12 protein-coding genes are annotated in these 20,524 nt (G+C 43.2%); 2 read left to right on the top strand and 10 right to left on the bottom strand.

The genetic code is table 11. From position 1 onward, the window contains the following. Window positions 1-92: 92 nt before the first annotated feature. Window positions 93-1,910 (top strand): arginine--tRNA ligase, encoded by a 1,818-nt coding sequence (argS, locus tag BN161_RS06030; RefSeq protein WP_044263880.1) that lies wholly within the window; start codon window positions 93-95, stop codon window positions 1,908-1,910. 209 nt (window positions 1,911-2,119) lie between these two features. Here the strand turns inward: argS and BN161_RS06025 are convergent, their stop codons facing one another. From BN161_RS06025 to BN161_RS06010, 4 genes are all read right to left on the bottom strand, one after another. Then, window positions 2,120-5,455 (bottom strand): BACON domain-containing protein, encoded by a 3,336-nt coding sequence (locus BN161_RS06025; protein ID WP_044263878.1) that lies wholly within the window; start codon window positions 5,453-5,455, stop codon window positions 2,120-2,122. A gap of 125 nt (window positions 5,456-5,580) precedes the next feature. Further along, on the bottom strand, window positions 5,581-5,844 hold the full coding sequence (locus tag BN161_RS06020) for a hypothetical protein (protein WP_044263875.1): 264 nt from the start codon (window positions 5,842-5,844) through the stop codon (window positions 5,581-5,583). A gap of 145 nt (window positions 5,845-5,989) precedes the next feature. Continuing rightward, a complete protein-coding gene (locus tag BN161_RS06015; protein WP_044263873.1) occupies window positions 5,990-6,955 on the bottom strand; it encodes a hypothetical protein in 966 nt (321 codons plus the stop codon). Window positions 6,956-7,137: 182 nt separating this feature from the next. Next, the gene (locus BN161_RS06010) at window positions 7,138-9,159 is read right to left on the bottom strand and encodes a tetratricopeptide repeat-containing sensor histidine kinase (RefSeq protein WP_044263870.1); all 2,022 of its coding nucleotides are present in this window, start codon (window positions 9,157-9,159) and stop codon (window positions 7,138-7,140) included. Window positions 9,160-9,404: 245 nt separating this feature from the next. Here BN161_RS06010 and BN161_RS06005 point away from each other — a divergent pair, with 245 nt between their 5' ends. After that, window positions 9,405-10,190 (top strand): LytR/AlgR family response regulator transcription factor, encoded by a 786-nt coding sequence (locus BN161_RS06005; protein WP_244436425.1) that lies wholly within the window; start codon window positions 9,405-9,407, stop codon window positions 10,188-10,190. 101 nt (window positions 10,191-10,291) lie between these two features. Here BN161_RS06005 and topA read toward each other — a convergent pair whose 3' ends face one another. From topA to BN161_RS28480, 6 genes are all read right to left on the bottom strand, one after another. Next, window positions 10,292-12,649: a type I DNA topoisomerase gene (gene topA / locus BN161_RS06000; RefSeq protein WP_044263883.1), complete on the bottom strand. Its 2,358-nt coding sequence runs from the start codon at window positions 12,647-12,649 to the stop codon at window positions 10,292-10,294. A gap of 134 nt (window positions 12,650-12,783) precedes the next feature. Then, a complete protein-coding gene (locus tag BN161_RS05995) occupies window positions 12,784-14,424 on the bottom strand; it encodes a TonB-dependent receptor (RefSeq protein ID WP_044263868.1) in 1,641 nt (546 codons plus the stop codon). 20 nt (window positions 14,425-14,444) lie between these two features. Then, entirely contained in the window at window positions 14,445-17,477 is a 3,033-nt protein-coding gene (locus BN161_RS05990; protein WP_044263866.1) for a tetratricopeptide repeat protein, read from the bottom strand. A gap of 155 nt (window positions 17,478-17,632) precedes the next feature. Further along, complete coding sequence (locus tag BN161_RS05985) at window positions 17,633-18,160, bottom strand: NUDIX domain-containing protein (protein ID WP_044263864.1); 528 nt, start codon at window positions 18,158-18,160, stop codon at window positions 17,633-17,635. 141 nt (window positions 18,161-18,301) lie between these two features. Next, on the bottom strand, window positions 18,302-19,960 hold the full coding sequence (locus tag BN161_RS05980) for an RNA-binding domain-containing protein (protein WP_044263862.1): 1,659 nt from the start codon (window positions 19,958-19,960) through the stop codon (window positions 18,302-18,304). A 217-nt stretch (window positions 19,961-20,177) separates the two neighbouring features. Next, complete coding sequence (locus BN161_RS28480) at window positions 20,178-20,354, bottom strand: nucleotidyltransferase domain-containing protein (protein WP_244436426.1); 177 nt, start codon at window positions 20,352-20,354, stop codon at window positions 20,178-20,180. Between the last annotated feature and the right edge of the window lie 170 nt (window positions 20,355-20,524).

Genomic DNA, 20,524 nt, shown 5'->3' with positions numbered 1-20,524 from the left:
TACGAGGTGTCTCCTTTTTTATTATCCGTACAGATGGAGCGCGTAATTCGCCAAAATATAGTATCTTTGCGTCCGGAAAATACTTTTAAATCATGAATATAGAAGATAAACTGGTAGCGTCCGTCATCAACGGACTGAAAGCGCTGTATGGACAGGATGTGCCTGCCGCACAGGTGCAACTGCAAAAAACCAAGAAAGAATTTGAGGGACACCTCACGCTGGTAGTTTTTCCTTTCCTGCGCATGTCGAAGAAAGGACCGGAGCAGACAGCACAGGAGATTGGCGAATACCTGAAAGCTAACGAGCCTTCGATAGCTGCATTCAATGTAATCAAAGGTTTCCTGAACCTGACTATCGCTTCTTCCGCCTGGATTGAATTGTTGAATGACATTCATGCCGATAAGCAATACGGTATTGTTGCTGCCACGGATAAATCTCCGTTGGTGATGATTGAATATTCTTCACCCAATACCAACAAACCACTTCACTTGGGACATGTACGCAATAATCTTCTGGGTAATGCTTTGGCCAACATTGTGATGGCAAATGGTAATAAAGTGGTAAAGACAAATATTGTCAACGACCGTGGTATTCATATTTGTAAGTCCATGTTGGCCTGGTCTAAATATGGAAATGGTGAAACGCCTGAATCATCCGGTAAAAAGGGCGATCATTTGGTGGGTGACTATTATGTAGCTTTCGATAAACACTATAAAGCCGAAGTGAAAGAGCTGATGGCTAAATTCCAGGCTGAAGGTGTGACGGAAGAAGAAGCTAAAGCGAAGGCAGAAGCTGCCTCTCCTTTGATGAACGAAGCTCGTGAAATGCTGGTGAAATGGGAAGCCGGTGATCCGGAAGTACGTGCACTTTGGGCAAAAATGAATAATTGGGTGTACGAAGGTTTTGATGAAACTTATCGTAAGATGGGTGTGGGCTTTGATAAAATATATTATGAGTCAAATACCTATCTTGAAGGTAAGGAGAAAGTTGTGGAAGGTCTTGAAAAAGGTTTCTTCTATAAGAAAGAAGATGGTTCTGTATGGGCCGACCTTACTCCTGAAGGTTTGGATCACAAATTGTTGCTCCGTGCCGATGGAACTTCAGTTTATATGACTCAAGATATCGGTACAGCTAAGCTGCGTTTTGCGGATTATCCTATTGACAAAATGATTTATGTTGTAGGTAATGAGCAGAACTACCATTTCCAGGTGCTTTCTATCTTGCTCGATAAACTTGGCTTTGAGTGGGGAAAGAGCCTTGTGCATTTTTCGTATGGCATGGTGGAATTGCCTGAAGGTAAGATGAAGAGTCGTGAGGGCACGGTAGTGGATGCCGATGACTTGATTGAAGAAATGGTAAGCACGGCTAAGGAAACTTCTAACGAACTGGGTAAACTGGACGGACTGACTCAGGAAGAGGCTGATAATATCGCCCGAATTGTAGGACTGGGTGCTTTGAAATACTTTATCCTCAAAGTGGATGCCCGCAAGAATATGACGTTTAATCCGAAAGAGTCAATCGACTTTAATGGGAATACAGGTCCGTTCATTCAATATACGTATGCGCGTATTCAATCTGTATTGCGTAAGGCGGCTGAAGCCGGCATCGTAATTCCGGCTGAAATCCCTGTAGGTATCGAGTTGAGTGAGAAAGAGGAAGGACTTATCCAAATGGTGGCTGATTTCGCAGCTGTTGTGAAGCAGGCGGGCGAAGATTATAGCCCGTCTATTATAGCCAATTATACTTATGACCTTGTGAAGGAATACAATCAGTTCTATCATGATTTCAGCATCCTGCGCGAAGAGAACGAGGCCGTGAAAGTGTTCCGCCTTGCTTTATCGGAGAATGTGGCGAAGGTAGTTCGCCTTGGCATGGGACTGCTGGGCATCGAGGTGCCGGACAGAATGTAAAAAGGGTGTTGCGTTTAGTATAGGAAGATATAAAAAGAGCGGAAATCAAATTTCCGCTCTTTTTATATCTTAATTTCTTAACACTCTATATTAAAGTACACGGAATCCCATGACAAATTCACTACCGTCTTCCTCGTCATAGGCTTTGAGGAACATGAATAGTTTGTGGTTGCTCTCCGTTGCCCATGTACCATGTTTTCAATGCTGTCTCATTCTTTATACCATACCCAGTCAAATACTTCGCCTCCATCCTCTTCATCATCTGTTATCTGCATTATCAAGAAGTCTTTGTTCAGACATATAACGGGCATTTGCTCGGTTTCACCACCTATATGGAATGTAATCATCTTGGTATTTGTGTCATAAGTATAGTTCCCGGACATGGTACCTTCTTCTGATAGAGAGAAAGTACCGTTGCTGCGAAGCGTTAACTTTTCATTATCATAGCTTCTCCATACACCTTTTAACATCTGTTTATTGTCACGGTTATCCTCCATTTGATAACCGGTTAAGTCATCCTTTAACCGTGCCAATGGAGAGACGATGTTGTCGGGGGCAAAGAAAGGAGTAATCAACATATTCTCAGTCAGTTTTTTAATGACGATGTTCACCGTACTTCCATCTAAGACTGTTGTGATTGTTTTGGTTGCCTCATTATACGAATATGCTCTCGTAATAGTTGAAACATGGCCTTCACTGTCATAGCTATAGAAGGTTATGCCCCCTTCTCTTATTACCAATACAGGCTGTTTCATTATTCCCCAAGCTCCATATAGCAGATTTGCTTTATCTCCTTCCATAACGACAGTATAGGTGGCTGTCTTTTTATTGGAAGCCAGCTGGGCGGTCAGTATGTCTCCTGTTTGGGTAGGTGTCCACATCACAGATACTTTTCCGTCGGCATCTGTAGTAGCGGAATTGCTGCTCAATGTTCCGGATGTTGCAGAAAAGGTTACAGTTTCCGAAGCGCAGGGAGTACCTGTATTGCCTTGGGCTACCTGGAAGGTTACGGTGACCGGACTTCCCTTCTTCACTTTCTCATTGCTTTCCGGAGAAATTCTTTTGATTTCTTTGGTTACAATCGTAGGAGTGAATACCTTCTTCGTAATACTGTTTCCGGCTTTGTCCTTGATTTCAGCGATTAGTCTGTCACCGGTGTTTTGGGGAATCCAATGAAGGGTGACTGTACCGTCTTCATTCGTCTTATGAACCTCAGATACCCCTTCAGCAGAAAAGTGGACGTCACATAAAGCATAATCAAATGTCTTTCCGCCGGTGGAATACTGGACTCTAAAGGTAACGTCAACAGCTTCCCCCTCGTTTATTTCTATTCCATCAGCGGGTGCTACAATAGATATCCCCGACTTGATGGCAGTGGGTGCAAAGGACTTTTCTATCAGCGTTACCTGTTTCTTGTTTCCTTCATTGTCTGTTATTTCGTTTATGACCTTGACCGTAAGCTTATCTCCTTCCTTTTGAGGCGCCCAACTGACGGTAACGATACCCGATTCGTCTGTAATGGCAGAAACCGAAATGTCGGCGGCTGTGAATATCACTGTCATGCCGCTTTTGGGAGTCTCCTTATTGTCTGCGTCAATGGTTTTTACGGAGAAATGAATGTCTTCGGCATGGCCGATTTCCATCTTGTCGTTGTCCTTATGTGAGTCTAAGTCCAATTTCAACTTTTGTATGACAGGCTCGAACACCACTTCCCCTATTTCTTCCCCGTTTTCATCCTTCAGTGTTTCTCCATTCTGGTCAACTATTTTAGCAGTAAGTTTGTCCTTATTCCCTTTGGGAAACCATTTCACGGTGGCAAGACCTTCTGCATCGGTGGTTACAACCTCTTTGTCCAGCTTTCCGCCCGCTTCGGAAGAGAAGCTGACAAAGGCTAATGGGCAATTGAAACTTTTATCTTGAGTAAATGCGCAAAAAGAAGTGACCCGGAATGTGACTTCCGTTTCATCGCCTTCCATGAGGCTCATGTTGTTTTCCGGAGAGACGAGTTCTATCTTGTAGGGAGCTTCAACAAGAGTTTTGTCATAAAGATTGAAAGGGCAGTCCGGTATTGATATGTCTTCCGGATCCCCGAAAATGCCAAAGTCCAAAGACAATCCAAAGTCTAAATCAACCCCTGTGTTGATTTTTGCTTTCCAACCGGTATAGCTGTCTTTGCCGGATGCCGTTGCTTGTGTTTTGGCATCCAATGCCCCTTCCAGATAGGGTTTTACCGCCAGACTTGGCCCGATGACATTGTATATTTTGACAGAGAGTTCCGGATAATAGGAAACTTTGCTGTGGAGAGAGGCTTCGGCAGAAAAAGTGGGTGGATAGACAGTAAATTGCTTGTCGAAATTATGTATTGCTTTGGCTCCGGCTTCTTTACTCCACGAAACTCCTAATTTGGCACTCGCATTTAGTTCAAAGCCCGTGCTTATGGATATCTTTCCACTGGCAGTGGCTTGATATTCTTTTTCGAAATCGATTCCGGCCGTAAGAGAGACAGGCACAGAGCCTACGGGAAATGTAATAGGTGGAAATAATTGGCTATAAAGAGTTTCGTTGCCCTCTTGCTCTAATTCTCCGGAAATGCCATATTCCAGTTGGTACCTTGCGTTGAAGTTTCCTTCCAGATAATATATGAAAGCGTTCAAATCTCCCAAAAAACCTTCTGCCATTACATTCTCGCCAAAAGAGAAATAAAATATCCCTTTCAGGTTGATGTCGTAATTACATTCTCCCCAAGAGAGATATCCGTCATCTACTTTGAAAATGTCTTTAAAGTCATCTGCAAGATTGCGGCTATCACTGAATATTTCATCGCTGCCCTGATAGTCAACTCTTGTGGCATTACTTGCGTTTCGGGCAAAGGGAGTGATTACCCTTATTCTTTTCTTGCCCGAACGAGTGCGGACGTCATCTATGGAAAGCGACGGGTCGGTGGTAAGGATGAAATCTATGTTTCTGAATATGTTGCACATATTGCCCTCTTCCGTCTGGAGTGTGACACTGTTTCCTGATACGGTGACATCCTTCACTACACGTATGGCCGTGCCATATTCTTGCGGCAAGACGATGGCTTTTCCTTTTTCTATTGCTGGTGGAGTGGACTGGCTATATTGCACCTTCAGTTCTCCGCTCTTTTCATCATAATTCGTAATGGTTGCATCTTTGTCAAATCCCATATCCAGATAGTTGGTTTCTGCCGCGGCATATTGAAAGACTTCCACTTTAGCGGTGGCTTCGCCGCAACTGAACACCAAGGCGCAAGTACGGTCTTCGGAGGAGGTATTTGCCGACACGCTTACCGAAACCGTTTGCCCGTCGGAGCCTTTGTCGGGAGAAACCTTGCACCATTCTGCCTGACCGCTAACCGTCCATTCGTCACTGCTTGAAACGGTCAGAGTCTGCAAGTCTTCGTTCGAATCGAAAGTTAGCTCGTTGGTGCTGACTATAATGGATGATAATTTGTTTTCGTCTTCACTATTGCAGCTCCAGATTAGTAGCAATAGTAGTAATGGCAGGATTTTAAGTGTGAATTTCATAACTCTTTCATTCTTTTAGTTTGTTCTACTTATGTTTCAATAATCAAATGCCTGTTATATGCTGTATCAAGGATGTTTTTCTAATGTATATTCTATCGAATAACTTCCAGATTCACTACAGTATATCATTCTAAGTTCATTGGCTGTCCACTTCTGTATGGTATATGTTTGGGCCATTCCGGCTGGTAGCCCAGTGTCAGATTAAAAAACAAGTCCGAATCTTTCAAGTCTCTATCATAGACTACATTTTCGTAGGCATCCACTTTCTTGGCGTGTGTAGCCACCCATAGCCCCATATATGGTGCTTGGCTATCTATCTCATTGTCCTCATTGCCGCAAGAGGTAAATAGTAATGGAAGGAAAGCCATAAATAGTAAAAGTTTCTTCATGGTTATGTGTCTTTTTCTCATCAATATTCGTTGTAATGGTTTTGCGTTTCAGGCATCAGATAGCATCGTTTCCTAATTAACATGGCACCTTTTACCTAGTAGGGAACTGTTGCCGTTAGCTGTATCAGCCGTATCTCCGTCGATATTAATCAATGTTAGTATTCTTTGTAAAACTGAGTCCCTTATCACGCCAATGGAAATAATGTAATGACTTATCAGTTCGTACATCGCCGTTTGTCGTTTTCAAAACTATCCACTCCAAATTTTCGTCATAATGATTTTGTTGAATGGTACTGCTCAATTGCCGAATACGTTGTGTGTTGTCGCCGTCAGACACTATTAAATCATTGTAACCCGAATAAACCAGCCCATTGGCATAATGTTGTTCTTCAGGACCGTATTCGTATTGCATAATGTGATATTGCCCCTGCACAACGAATGGTGCACCTGTTACTGTGTAGTGCAAATCGTAATCATACCATGCTGAGCCAGGAACTTCCTCATTTCTTCCCGTTTCTTCATTGTAGCTCACTGCTGGATAAGGACCTTGTATTACTTCGCATGAATCAAATTTAACTGAAACTGGTTTATCGTAAATCAGCCATACGTCGATGGGGGTGCTGTACTCGAATTCTGGCGCACCGTTCTGAACGTCAAGAATGTTTCGTCTGATCCATGTTCCAACATGAATTTTTTTCTTCGCCAAATGCTCTTCGTAACTGAAATAATCAAATTCGTTCTCTATGAACTTAAAATGCATTTCATCGGTGTAAGCATTAGAACCGCTGGGTGCATAGTATTTATCATAAACGCCATTTTGCAGTAAATATATTCCCCATTCTCTATAATCTTTATAGTCGCTTACCACTACAGATATGTTTATGCCAAACGTTATTACTCCCATTAATCCATTGGCATACGATATATTATAGTCAACGATTTCTGCATTGGGAACTTCGGGAATAACTTCTTCCTCTTCTTCATCATCATTGCTGCAAGAGGATAGCCCGATGAGGAGTATAGAGACCAATAATAATGTGATTTGTTTGGAGTATCTTATAGCTCCTGGAGTTAAAAAAAAGTTTTTCTTAAATGATTTTGTTGTTCTCATAACCTTTTTCTTTTTTTAGATTGGTCCTACTCGTATAGCTTTTCGGTTGCGCTTTAAATGCCACCAAATTTCGATAATAATATTTTATTGAGCAACAGCGGAAAATAGTTTTCCTGTATGAAGTGTCGGAATCCTTGAATAAGATTCTCTATTTTGTGAATAACTTGACTTTTTTCTTATATTTACTGGTTGTAGTTGTATGAATAAGGTATATAGATGCAGACCTCTGTACCTTCTTTCTCATGAATATCGAAAGTGATGTGTTCCCTGTTGCGGGCATTCATCAGTACGAGGGTCTGATAAATGACCTTCAGGCCTGTGCCGGTGTTGCCGTTGTCGCCGGATTGGAATGGAACGTACTTCTGCCCGTTGTTCCACACGGTGATTTGTATGCCGTTCGGCATTCTTTTGACGGAGAGGTCGAGGATGCCTTGTCCTATCCCTGCGAAACCGTGTTTGATGGCATTCTCCACGGGAATCTGAATAATCATGGAGGGTACCTTTACGGCTGCTGTGTCCACGTCTTCTTCTTGGTAGAGGTGGAAGCTGAAGTGCGTGCCGGTGTCTTGCAGCAGGCTGACGTAGGTGCTCACAAAGTCCAGTTCGTCTGCCAGCGGAATGGCAAGCTGGTTGGATAGCGACAGACCTTTGCGCAGCAGTTTGGTGAGCTGCATCAAGCGGCTGTATTCCATTTCCGATTCGGGATGGGTGTTTATTTCACGGTTCAGCACATTGAAGATAAAGTGCGGTGATATCTTTTCCCGGATGTTCTGCATCTTCAATTTGCTGATTTCATACAGATGCTGTTCGAACTGCTGCCTGCGGCTTTTCTGTATCTTCTTACGGTATTCGATGAATCCGACAATCAGTATGAACATGACAGCGAATCCGGAAATCACTTCCAGCCGGAGAAGGGCTATCTTGTTTTCTTGGGTGGAGATGGTTATTCGGTTTCTCAGGTGAGTGGTGTCATTCATATAACGCAGGTTCAAGTCTGCCACATATTTTTTCTGCCGGTCGCTTCTCAGGGAGTCTTCTATCAGTGAATTGGCTTCATAAAGGGCGAGTGCCTTCTCGTAGTCGTGCATCTTCTTGTAGTAGGCTATCAGGGCAGAGTTTCGGAAACTCAGGTGGTCTATCTGTACGTTGTCCGTAGGCTCTTTTTCAAAGCGGGCAACAAGTTCCTGCGCTTCCTGCAGGTCGTTCTTTGCAATGGCCAGCGATAATTGCATACTCTCCAGATAGTAGTTGATGAAGGTCACTCCCACGCTTGCAAACAGTGTCTTGGATTCTTTGATATACTCTTCAGCTTTCTCCATGTTTTTCCCCGACCGGAGGGCGAGGTCAGCGTAGTTGCCTTTTATCATGGCATCTTCATAGGGCATGCTGTCCTTATGAGGTTCTATGAGCTCGTACAGCATTTCCATGTATTTCCAGGCTTGGTCATATTTCTTTTGGTAGTAATAGTAGTTGATGTAATTGTTGAACGCAAGAAACTGCTCTTGCAGGGTGAGCCGGTCCTTCAGCTTGTATGCCTTGGCCAAGTACTCGCCTGACAGTTCGAAATCTCTGACAGACAAATAGCTGGCTCCAAGTGCAGAGTAGCAACTGAATTTCTCTATTTCGGGGATGTTGAGCGAATCGGCCACAAGCAGTCCCCTTCGATAATAGTAAGCTTGCAGGGGGAAGTCATTCTTCATGCCGTAAAGGTCGCCTAGCTTGCAATAGACTGCCGGAATCCATTTGGGGTACATGCTTTTCAAACTGTACTCCGCCACATGGCGATAGACGGCGATGGCAGAGTCGGCTTGTTGCCGGTATTGCAAGATGAGCCCCTGGTTATACTCAGCCATAGTCAGCATGGTATAGTGAAGTATGTTGAGGCGAGGTTGTTGCGAGCAGAAGTTTTTGATTCGGTCGATGCAGTTCAAGGCGGAGTCCACGCTGATGTTGTTCAACAGCAGTGATGAACGGACGGATTCTGCCAGGTAATATTCGCTGCTGTCCTTGGCTTCCTTCTGGGCCTTGTTGATGTACTCTTCTGCTACTTCGGGCTTGGCTTGCAGAATGGTGTCTTGTGCCAGTTGCGAAAGCGTTATGGAAGGTGTATTCGTGAGATCCTTTTCATTGTCTTTACATCCCGACAATGTTATGAGGGCGAGGCACGCCGCACCGTACAAGAGGTGAATTGCTTTTTGCGTCATGATTGTTGTTCCTTATAATGGGTTTGTTCTGCATGTTGTTGTCCCAAACAGTGCCTGTATTGATGGACAGCGCAAAAATACTCTTTTTTCTTGAAAGTCCTGCCTTTTTTGAATTATCTGCCTTTTTTAGCGCATAAGATGCCGTTTTGGGCTGATAGAGGTTGAAAAGTTCGGTATAAGGAGATTCTTTTGTGGATTGTAAGACTTGTTAATTACGTTTTGAGATGTTACTTTTGCGTAAAAATATGATAGGAAGTCCGGTTATGGAGAAGATGTATAAGGTATTGATAGTAGAAGATTCGGAGGAAGATAGTGAGAGATTGGAGAAGAGCTTGGAGACATACGGCTTTTTCCAGGTGATGGGAAGTGTATCTTCGGGATTTGCTGCACCTGCCATAATCAGAGGCATGCATCCGGACTTGCTCTTTATGGATGTGGAACTATCGGGAACCAAGGGCTACGATGTCTTGGGCAAGTTGCGCGGTCTCGTCACTTGGGAAATGGAGATAGTGTTCTATACGGCTCATCCGCAATACATGATTGATGCCATACGTATTTCCGCTTTCGATTATCTCCTGAAGCCTTTTGAAAAGAAGGATCTGGATTTGATAGTCAACCGATTTATGCAGGCAAAAGTGGGGGGACAGACCCTGTCTTTGCGGCCGCTTTTGCCGGAAGCACGGGCAGAAGGGGATAAGGTGACATTTACTATCCAGCTTCCTATGGGTGATATTCATATATTGAGGCTTACCGATATCGGCTACTTTAGGTTCAATGCATTGCGCCGTTGTTGGGAGGTCTTTCTCTATACGCAGAAGTCACTGGTGATGCGTACCTCTATCAATGCTGCACAGATACTCTGTTTCTCTTCGCAGTTTGTGCAGATTCATAAATCGTATATCATCAACATTCAGTATTTGGCGGTTATCCATAGTGATGTATGTATAATGTTTCCCCCTTTCAATAAGGAAGAACTACCTATTTCCGGAAAGTATAGGAAGGAGTTACAAAACAGTTTCATTCAGTTCTGACATATTCTCTTGTTTTTGTTTCACTGTCTCTTTTTAAAGATCAGCCCCAAAATGGATATTCTACATTTTGGGGCTGATTCTTTGTATGATTAAAAATAACTTTATGCTTTCTTCTTGGCATATTTCCCTCGTTTTGCTTTTGCCGGAGCTGATGCGGCTTTTTCACTTTGCAGTTTGACGATTTCCAAACAGGCGTCCAGATTTAAATCTTCCGGAACGATATCCTTCGGGATTTTGTAATTACTGCCTTTATAAGCAATGTAAGGGCCATATCTTCCGTTCATGATTTCCAATTCAGGCTCTTCGTCGAACTTCTTGAGGTGTTTCTTTGCTTCTGCTTCCGCTTTTTCCTTTATTAATTCCAAAGCCTCTTCCAATTCTATTTCCATCGGATCTACGCCTTTGGGAAGTGAAGTATAAGTCCCGCCGTAGTAGATGTACGGTCCGAAACGTCCGGCATTGACGGACACCGTTTTGCCTTCATGCTCGCCAAGAGTACGCGGCAGCTTAAACAGGTCTATTGCTTCCTCTAAAGTGATTGTTTCGATGGATTGACCTTTCTTTAAAGGAGAGAAGCGGGGTTTTTCTTCATCTTCGGCGCTTCCAATTTGTACTACAGGGCCAAAACGTCCGATTTTGACACTTACAGGCTTGCCGCTAACAGGATCATCTCCCAATACGCGTTCTCCTGTTTTGTGTGCATTCTTGGCGGCGAGAGTACTTTCTACAGACGGATGGAAGGTTTTATAGAACGTCTTCATGATAGTCGTCCATTTTGTATCTCCCTCGGCAATCTCATCAAATTGCTTTTCTACACTGGCTGTGAAGTTGTAATCCATGATGCTGGGGAAGTACTGCGTCAGGAAGTCAGTCACTACTGTACCTGTATCTGTAGGTAGCAGTTTTGCTTTTTCTGCTCCGGTGATCTCAGTACGGGTGGCGTCTGTAATCTTGTTTTTCTTCAGGGTAATTACATTGTACGAACGTTCCTCACCTGTTTTATCTCCTTTTTCTACGTACTCACGTTGTTGAACGGTAGAGATCGTAGGCGCATAAGTAGAAGGACGGCCAATGCCTAATTCCTCCAGTTTGCGCACCAAGCTTGCTTCTGTATAGCGGGGTGGATGTTGTGTAAAGCGTTCAGTGGCAGTAATGTTTTGGTACTCTAACTTCTGGCCTTTCTTTAACGGTGGCAGCAGATGAGTTTCATCTTCCTGTTCCACATCGTCATCATAAGATTCTCTGTATACACGCAGGAAACCGTCGAATTTCACAACTTCTCCCGTGGCACTGAAAGCCTCGGATGTATTGCTTATACTGATGGTTGCTGTTGTTTTTTCCAGTTCGGCATCTGCCATTTGAGAAGCAATGGTACGTTTCCAGATCAGATCGTATAGTTTCTTTTCTTGTGCACTACCTTCTATCTGTGCATTCTCCATATATGTGGGACGGATAGCCTCATGCGCTTCTTGTGCTCCTTTGGTTTTGGTGCTGAAGTGGCGTGGATGTACGTATTTGTCTCCCATCATATTGGCAATGGCTTCTTTGCTGCCGTTGATGGCGAGTTCCGATAAGTTTACGGAGTCGGTACGCATATAAGTAATACGTCCTGATTCATACAACCGTTGAGCTACCATCATCGTTTGTGCTACAGTGAAGCCAAGTTTGCGTGCGGCTTCCTGTTGCAAAGTAGAAGTAGTGAACGGTGCAGCTGGGCTCTTCTTTACCGGACGTGTCGTAATATCTTCAATGGTAAATATTGCCGATTGGCAGCTTTCCAAGAGCTTCTGCGCCTCAGCTTTGGTCTTAAGGCGGTGTGCAAGTTCCGCCTTCATTTCAACGAGTTTTCCGTCAGTGTCGGGAACAAGGAAAACAGCAGTGACTTTATAGGATGCTTCACTTTGGAAAGCATGTATTTCACGTTCGCGCTCCACAATGAGTCGTACGGCTACGGATTGTACACGTCCGGCAGAGAGTGCGGGTTTCACTTTTTTCCATAATACGGGAGAAAGTTCAAAACCTACAATACGGTCAAGAATGCGGCGTGCCTGCTGGGCATTGACAAGATTGATATCAATATTGCGTGGTTGCTCGATAGCTTTCAGTATAGCGGTTTTGGTGATTTCATGGAATACGATACGTTTGGTATGTTCCGGTTCCAGTTTTAATACTTCATACAAGTGCCAGGCGATGGCTTCTCCCTCGCGGTCCTCATCGGAAGCCAACCATACGGTATCAGCATCTTTTGCTTCAGCTTTCAGTGTCTTAACCAGTGCTTTCTTATCTTCCGGAATTTCATAGTCCGGTTCAAAGTTTTTTTCAACGTCAATGCTGAATTCTTTCTTCTTCAAGTCGCGTATATGACCATAGCTGGAAAGAACCTTAAAATCTTTTCCCAGGAACTTCTCAATTGTTTTTGCTTTTGCCGGTGACTCGACAATGACAAGGTTTTTTGGCATAAATTTCTGTTTTATAGTGGCTCCTGCCACTGAATTTGCCCGCAAAAGTAGAAAAAAACAATTGTTTCCACCTTATAATATGTGGAGAATATATTCTTTTTTAGCAAAAATGACTTTTTTTGCCATGCTGTTTGTTAAAAACGGAAACTGACTCCGCCCATGAAATTGACGCCTTCTGTGGGGTATCCCCAATAATATTGATAGTCTTTGTTCAATAAATTGTTTGCACGCACATAGATTGATATGCCTTCAAAGACTTCGTAGCTACCGCCAAGGTATAGATTTCCAACTGGATCTACACGCTCGTTGCCTATCTTCTCACGAGTGATGTGCTGATAGCCGAGGTTGATCAGGACAGAAGAAATCGGACGAATGTCTACCTTGAAATTTGCTTCGAAAGAAGGCATGTAATAGAGTAGCTGGTCTCCGCTGTTATTTTCTGTCTTAGCAGTTTTCCAGTCACGGTAAACACCCGAAGCGGTGAAGGAAATAATATCCTTATAGCTGTAGTTGACTTCGGCGCCTGCATATATGTTATGCATATTTCCTTGGAGCAATTGAAGGTATGAACCGCTATAGTTCGCAATTGCGGCAGAAGCAAGATTATTCTTTAAATCCTGATATCCACCATAAATATTAAACCATAAACCTGTTACTGGACTGGTCTTGAAGCCGAGGGCGGCATTCAGCTGTTCGTAGGTGGCATCCAGTTGTGTATTACTCTGGCCATAAGGTGAAATCATTTCTAGCCTGCGGAAATCATTAGCCTGTCGTCCGCCTGTAGCCTGGGCGTAGAGAATGTAACTGTCAGAGAAGATATATTGGGCTGTCACGTCCGGTGCTACCCGGAATTTCTTGCCAAATCCGAATGCAAAATCCACGTGAGCGCCGAGACGGATTTTCCAGTCTTCGCTCTGATACAGATAATAGGGATTTAATTCCACAGAGGTATAGTCTTCAAAAAGATTGTTCTTGTAGAACGTATTGTCCATGGAGAGATCTACTCCAACAAACTGCTCTTCAGAGATCGTTCCCATTGCACCGGCTTTTGTCCGTACCATAACTTCCTGTGCGTTCTGATATTGTATATCGTGTTGGCGTTCGTAGAACATCAGGTTGGTTTCGGCATGAAATTGAAGCGGTAATTCTTCGCTGGTTGATTTTATTCCGAAATGTACATCACCCGACAGGAATTTCTGCTTATTATTTGTGCTGCCGGGCATGAAGTTGAAGTTGCTTAGCCCGAAGTTTCCGGCTACATTTAAGTCCATTTTCCGGAAAGCATGTACATAATCCATGCCCGCATGTGTACGGTAATAACGTGCATCCCATTTATCCTTGGAATCAGGCAGATCTAACTTGCCATCCATGCCGTTCATGTGGAAATTCAGGTTCAGTTTGTCACTGTTAGGCAGGATGAACAGATAATTGGCACGAGCGTCCAGGTTGCCGTAGTTGCCATATCCCAGACGGGCGTAGCCGCGTTTGGCTTTATCCTGGCTTTCGGCTCCTGTATACGCCTCCATGGTAGTTGCAGGGATATTTCCCGCAGGTGCGAGTGTGGCATCATATTCCACAGTCTTTTTGCTGACTGTTGGCGGCATTACCTTGGGCAGTACGTTTACTTTGGAAGCATCTATGATGTCCGGATTATATTCTTGTTCTACCACGACCGTGCGGCTCAGGGTAGTATCTTTAGCTTGCGTTTGGGCTTGCACCCAGTTCGGTATGGTTATAAGTGCCAATGCCCCGAATATATATTGTACCTTTTTCATATTTATAATTGACGAGGTTTTTACTTCAGTTTTTCTAATCTTTCATTAATCATCTGTTCGATGTCATCGTCGGCATGGTAATTCTGTTGCAGGCTCAGCAAGTATTGGCGTGCATCCAGTTTTTTATCCATTGCTACATATACATCCGACAGCAGAACGAAACTTCTTGCCAGCCAGTAAGCGTGTGGTGTGCTCTGATCAATGAAGTTGAGTATTTCCTTTTCAGCAGCAGCGTATTCACCTGCCTTATACAGTTGTTGAGCAACCAGATATTTGGCTTCGGCCCCATAAAGTGTGCGTGTATCCTTAGCCAGTGTCTGAAGGTCGTTCATGGCTTTCTTGTCGGCGCGTTGGTTCAGATAAGCCTTGGCACGGAAATACAGGGCTTCGTTGCGTAGCTCCGGTGTCAATTTGGTTTCGGCAAGCAGGTCGGTGGCAGCAGCGATTGTTTCCACGTCATCCTGCATCAGGGCGGCACTGCGCAGCATTCCTGTTTCTGCAAGCTGTCGGCGTTCGGGAGTGGTAGCTTTTGCTTTCAACTGTCTGTAGTCATTCAATGCCTGGTCAAACTGCTTACGGTTGAACAGGATTTCCGCACGTGCAATGAGTGCTTCCTGTGAATAAGGATTATCTGGATATTCCAGCAGTTTGCCGGCATGTTCCAATACGGCGGCTTCATCCTTCTGTTCTTTGCCAATCACACAAAGATAGTAATGGGCGTTCAGACTGAATGCACCGTTGGGGAAGCTTTGCAGGTAACGGGTAAAGCTTGATTTGGCAGGAGCGATCTCTCTCTTCATATATACCTTTTCTGCGGCGATATAAGTCAGAGAATCCTGCTCACTGGCATCAAAGCGGATTTCTCCCGGCATCTTGGCTGCCAGGGCGGCAAATTCATCTACGCGGTTAGCGTCTACATAGATCGATTTCAGGTCACGCATGGCGAGACGTGCTTCTTCACTACCCGGATACTGGGTTACTACATGCTTGTAAGCATCTATCGCGCGATCATATTCATCGTTTTGGTAATAAAGCAGGCCGATTTCAGCAGCGGCTTTACGGCTGACCGGGCTTTCGGGATATTTATCCAGCAATTCTTTAAATGCTGCGATAGCCTGGCGACTGTTGCTTGTCTGTACATACGAACGGCCTTTTTCGTAAAGAGCATTTACGGTATAGGGTGAAGACGGATATTTGTTTGCCATGCGGTTGAGCAATGCAACCTTACCATCATAATCTTTTTGCAAGCCGGCAACCAAAGCCAGCTGATAGAAAGAATAATCACCTGCAGGAGCTCCCATGTTTTCTGCTTTGGTATAATACTGCTTGGCTTCATCGAAACGGCGTACGTGCAGATAACAGTCACCTATGCGATTGTAAGCATCTGCGAGTGCAGTGGGATTTTCTCCTTTTTCCAGTTGTGTGAATTTCAGGAAACGGTTCTGGGCAAGTGTGTAATCTTTCTCATGAAAAGCTATGTAGGCCAGATTATAGTATGCCAGTGCATAAGTTTCCGTATTTCTGTCCGGAGTAAGATTCAGATATTCACTGAAGTTACTTGCTGCTTCCTGCATCCGGTTCAGACGATAATAAGCTTCTCCTCTCCAATAAATAGCATCCGCCTTGTTTTGCAGATTATATTGTCCCAAGGCTACAGACTGGTTAAAGTAACCGATAGCTTCCTGGAATTGTGCATTGGCAAAAGACTGTGTACCGAGATGGAACAAGATTTTCTGTTTCGCCTCCAGAATTGCAGTGCTCGGGTGAGTGATTCGTTCGATGGATTTCAAGGCGGCTTCGTAACTGCGGGTATTCATGTATACCTCTACCAGATAACTGCTGACTTTGTCTACATATTGGGAGCTCGGGAATTCATTAAGGAATTTCTCGAAAACAGTAACAGATTCACCGAAAGCGGAATAGGAGGTTTCGTGAATACAAAGGGCGTAATTGTAAGCCGCCTGCTCTTTGACTTGCATATCTGCATTGGAGGCAGCAGCTTGCTCAAATGCCATGCGTGCCTTGTTCTTATCTGACATTTGCAGATAAGCCAACCCCATGTGCAGATAGGCATTTTGTGCCAATGCGTCATTTTCAGCGGTTACTTCACCGAGGGTATTGGCCGCTTTGGAGTATACACCGCAGTTGTAGTACGAAAGTCCCAGCATATAGAGTGCATCCCGACGGGGGGCAGCCTCTTTATTGTTTTCCAGATACTTTTCAAATGCCTCCATGGCTTCGTGATACTTTCCGAAGTGATAGTCGGCATCACCGAGAACACGGTACATTTCAGCTGTATATTCATTATTCGGGTAGGCGGACAGATAATTCTGCGCTACTATTTCCGCTTTATCATAATTCTTTTTAATCAGGTAAATCTCTGCGATATAATAAGGCGCAAGCGCTTTGTATTTGGCGTTATCCTGTAAAGACAGGAAGCCGGTCATTGCTTCGTCATAACGTTGCTGGGTGTAGCGGATATAAGAAATGTAGTATGTGCAATCGGCTGCATACTTTTTACTGGTGCTACGGAGAGTTTCGAACCATATGGCAGCTTCTTTCACATTACCTGTTTTCAAATAACAGGTTGCCAGACGGTACGTCATATCGTCGCGTTCTTCATTTCCCAACAGATCGAGACGGGAAGAATTGAACATGGCCATGGCCTCATCGTATTTTCCTTCGAAGAAATATACGGATGCCATAAGTGCATAAATGCGATTGGCATAGGGGGTATCGGGATATTCATCCAGATAGGCCTGCAATTTGTCTAAACTTTTAAGGTCTTTTAGTTCGTAGGCAGCACATACCAGCATATACTCGGCTTCCATCCGTTCGCCTGCGACAGGCAGGGGCTTGCCTTCTGCATCTATCTGGCGTACGAATGCTTGCAACGGTGGGATGGCAGCTGCATACGCTTTTTGTTGGAACAGTGACTGTCCTTCCTGGTAAAGTCGTTGAGGGGAAGTGATATTCTCGCTGGTCTGTGCCGTAGCGAGCAAAGGTGCACAGCAGAGTGCCGTGCATAGTATTCGGGAGAGTTTATTCTTCATAATGCAACGCGTTTTTACAAAAGTACGGGTTTTAAGTCGAATTTGTTACACTTGTTTGGCTTTTTTAGGAATGGTGAGAAATAAATAGCATCTTTTTATTCTCCTATTGGGGAAATATTTTTTGCCAATAGGAGAAAAAAAACTTCTTATTTGAGTCATTTTTCCTTTTCTTTCAGGAATATTTCTAATCCTTTCCGGATTGAACCTAGTCCGAAATCTTCTGTATGTATATCTTTTAGCGGCAGGAAAAAAACATCTGCCGCGTCATCCATGGCTTTGTAATGCAATGTATCGGTGACTGAGCACCGGAAAAACTGATCCAGTGTGTGGACAGTAAAACCGGAATACACATATATATTAGGCAAGGAAAAGAGATATTCCGCCTTTTCCACTTCCATTCCTGTCTCTTCTTTTACTTCACGCGTAACTCCTTCTTCTCCGGTTTCCGCCATGTCGATGAAACCACCAGGCAAATCCAGTGTTCCTTTGGCGGGGTCTTTGGCACGGCGGCATACCAACAGTTCGTTCCGTTCATTCATTATCAGTGCCACGGTGGCAGCGGATGGGTTGAAATAATAGACGAATCCACAGTCGGCACAGCGTTTGGACTTTTCATTGTTGATATCAAAATGTGCGGAGCCACACTTGGGGCAGTATTTGAATTGGGATAGGGGATGTTCCATAAATGGTTAAATATTAGGTTTAGAATGATGTATTACTGAACTACTGATTTTTAATTGATACCTTTATCGAGTATACTTGATACGCCACTCAATCAGATTTACAATCCGTTGGGACGGGGCTCTATCTTAAGGTTCTGGAAATTAATTTGATCTTCCATCTAATAATAAGAGAATTCGCTCACCTGGCCCAGATATTTTATACGTTTGTTTAGGACTTGTTCTTCTATTTGGGAATTCCATTTCTACCCAGCCCAGTGCAAGTAGCGGATCTAAGTATCTGGCTCTATTATCAGAATGGTTTTTTAATCCCATTTTTTCGAAAAGCTCGGTTCGGGGAATTCTTTGCTGCAGGAGCACTAACATTTCTTTAACTCTACCATGAATTTCTTTATTTAGTATGTCGCTAACTTGGTCGCTAACTTGGTCGCTAACTTGGTCGCTAACTTGGTCGCTAACTTGGTCGCTAACTTGATTTGCAAAGTCAATAAGGTCATTTATATTGCTAAAGGTTAGCTTAATATCTATATCGGCACTTGGTTTTGTAAATATCTTGTCCGCTAAAGAATGAGCAGGGATGATTGCCAGAAAATAGCTACTGATATCATCTGTTTCAAAAATAGGCTTAGGTGAGCCATTGGCTTCTAATGCGCCGTATATTGCAGGAAAACCAGTCCCTCTCCCTTCAGTTAGTTGTAATTCTTTCAGAAAATCACCGATACGTCTATTCCTATATTCACGAGCCACAATGCGACGTTTGGTTTTCAATACTTTAAAGTCTACTGGGGGAACAGGACCTGGAAAACTTAGTATTTCTATTTTATCTGGCCATATTTGTATTTCTATTGGAGATTGTCGTTCATAACTTTTGTGATATATTGCATTTGATAAGGCCTCTTCTATAGCTACATAGGGAAAATTATAGAATCTTAATGCCTCTGCCTTGTTTTTTTGCTTGATAACTTTTTCAGCGATGATATTAGTGCGAATAAAGTCCAGAACATTTCTTAATTGCTTTTGTATGCATCCTTTGAAGTAATATTCTTCAAATAGTTGTCCCGATCCATCTTTATGCCATACCAATTCAATCCATGAACGGGGAAAGAATTTCTCGGGATTTTTTGAGAAGAATAGTAACCCAACGTTTACCGGACGTAAATCTTCTTCCGGACCTTTTGCTATATACATTGCTTTTGCCAAATCTACTAGTGGCATTCTGGTACTTTCGGCATATAAGTCACTTTTGATTTCTTGTAAATGAGCTTGAATAAGACTTAAATCAAAATCATCGATTTTAGCTTGGTGATTAATGCGGTCGTCGAATGGAATATGTGCAGTTTGTTCTAGCAGTTGACGCAGGTTTTCATCTTTGGCTATAATACTCTCACTACCTACACGTATATAAGGTTGCCGTTGCGCTTTTGAACCAAGCGTTACTGGGGCAGTATACATACGGTTATCTCCTGCAGGGCACCAAAGCACTAAAATGTGTTTACCCTGCAGAATATAGGGTTGGATGATTGGAAAGTAGTTAGGTTGTATTTGGTAACCTATGTTAATGATCTCCTTTTGCAATTTATCTAAACAGTTTTCATTTAATCCAATGGGAGGTAATTCCGGCTTACCATTATTTTCATTGATTCCGATGGTTATATATCCCCCTCCCCAGTTATGGAGATCATTGGCAAAAGCACACAAAGTATGGATGATCGTTTCCGGATTCCAACCGGATTTGAATTCAATTCGTTCCCATTCAACGGTGTTGCCTTTTATTAAGTCTTCTATATTTATTGGTAAAGCCATATTAAGTCACCTGTATTTCTGCAAATGTACTGAATGTTATTGGTATGGCAATAAATGGTAGAAGATAAAATCAATCACTAAGCCTAATGTAAGCTTAAATACTACTGATTATAGTTCTTTGAGATATATTTCTATTCTGATAATATCCATGTACGAGGACGTGCCGCATATATATGACTGCTTCCCATTACACTTTTGCAATAATCGTCCTTTATCTTTAGGCTTTTCTCTCATAGATTAATATTTTATCTCGTTCTGCACTATCCTTGGCAAAATCTTTTAATTGCCCTTCTTCTACTAAGTCTATATCTTTATGTAATACTTTTCTTTCAATATCACTTTCATGTGTTTCTTCGCCGCGAGAGTAAGAGCCGAATACCCATGCTTTCTCGATAGGTTGTAGCTTAAAAAAACTTTTAACTTATTGACGATAACTTGTTTCATAGAAAAACGGCTTTTTGTAAATGTACTAAATGTTATTGATATGTCAATCATTGGCAGAGATAAATACTGTTATAGTGATTTAGAAGAAAGGTCCTATCACTCATTTTATCAGGGTGTAGG

This window comes from Bacteroides timonensis (assembly GCF_000513195.1).
In the GTDB taxonomy this organism is placed as follows: Bacteria; Bacteroidota; Bacteroidia; order Bacteroidales; family Bacteroidaceae; genus Bacteroides; species Bacteroides timonensis.
This window is presented reverse-complemented; position numbering and strand designations above follow the sequence as displayed.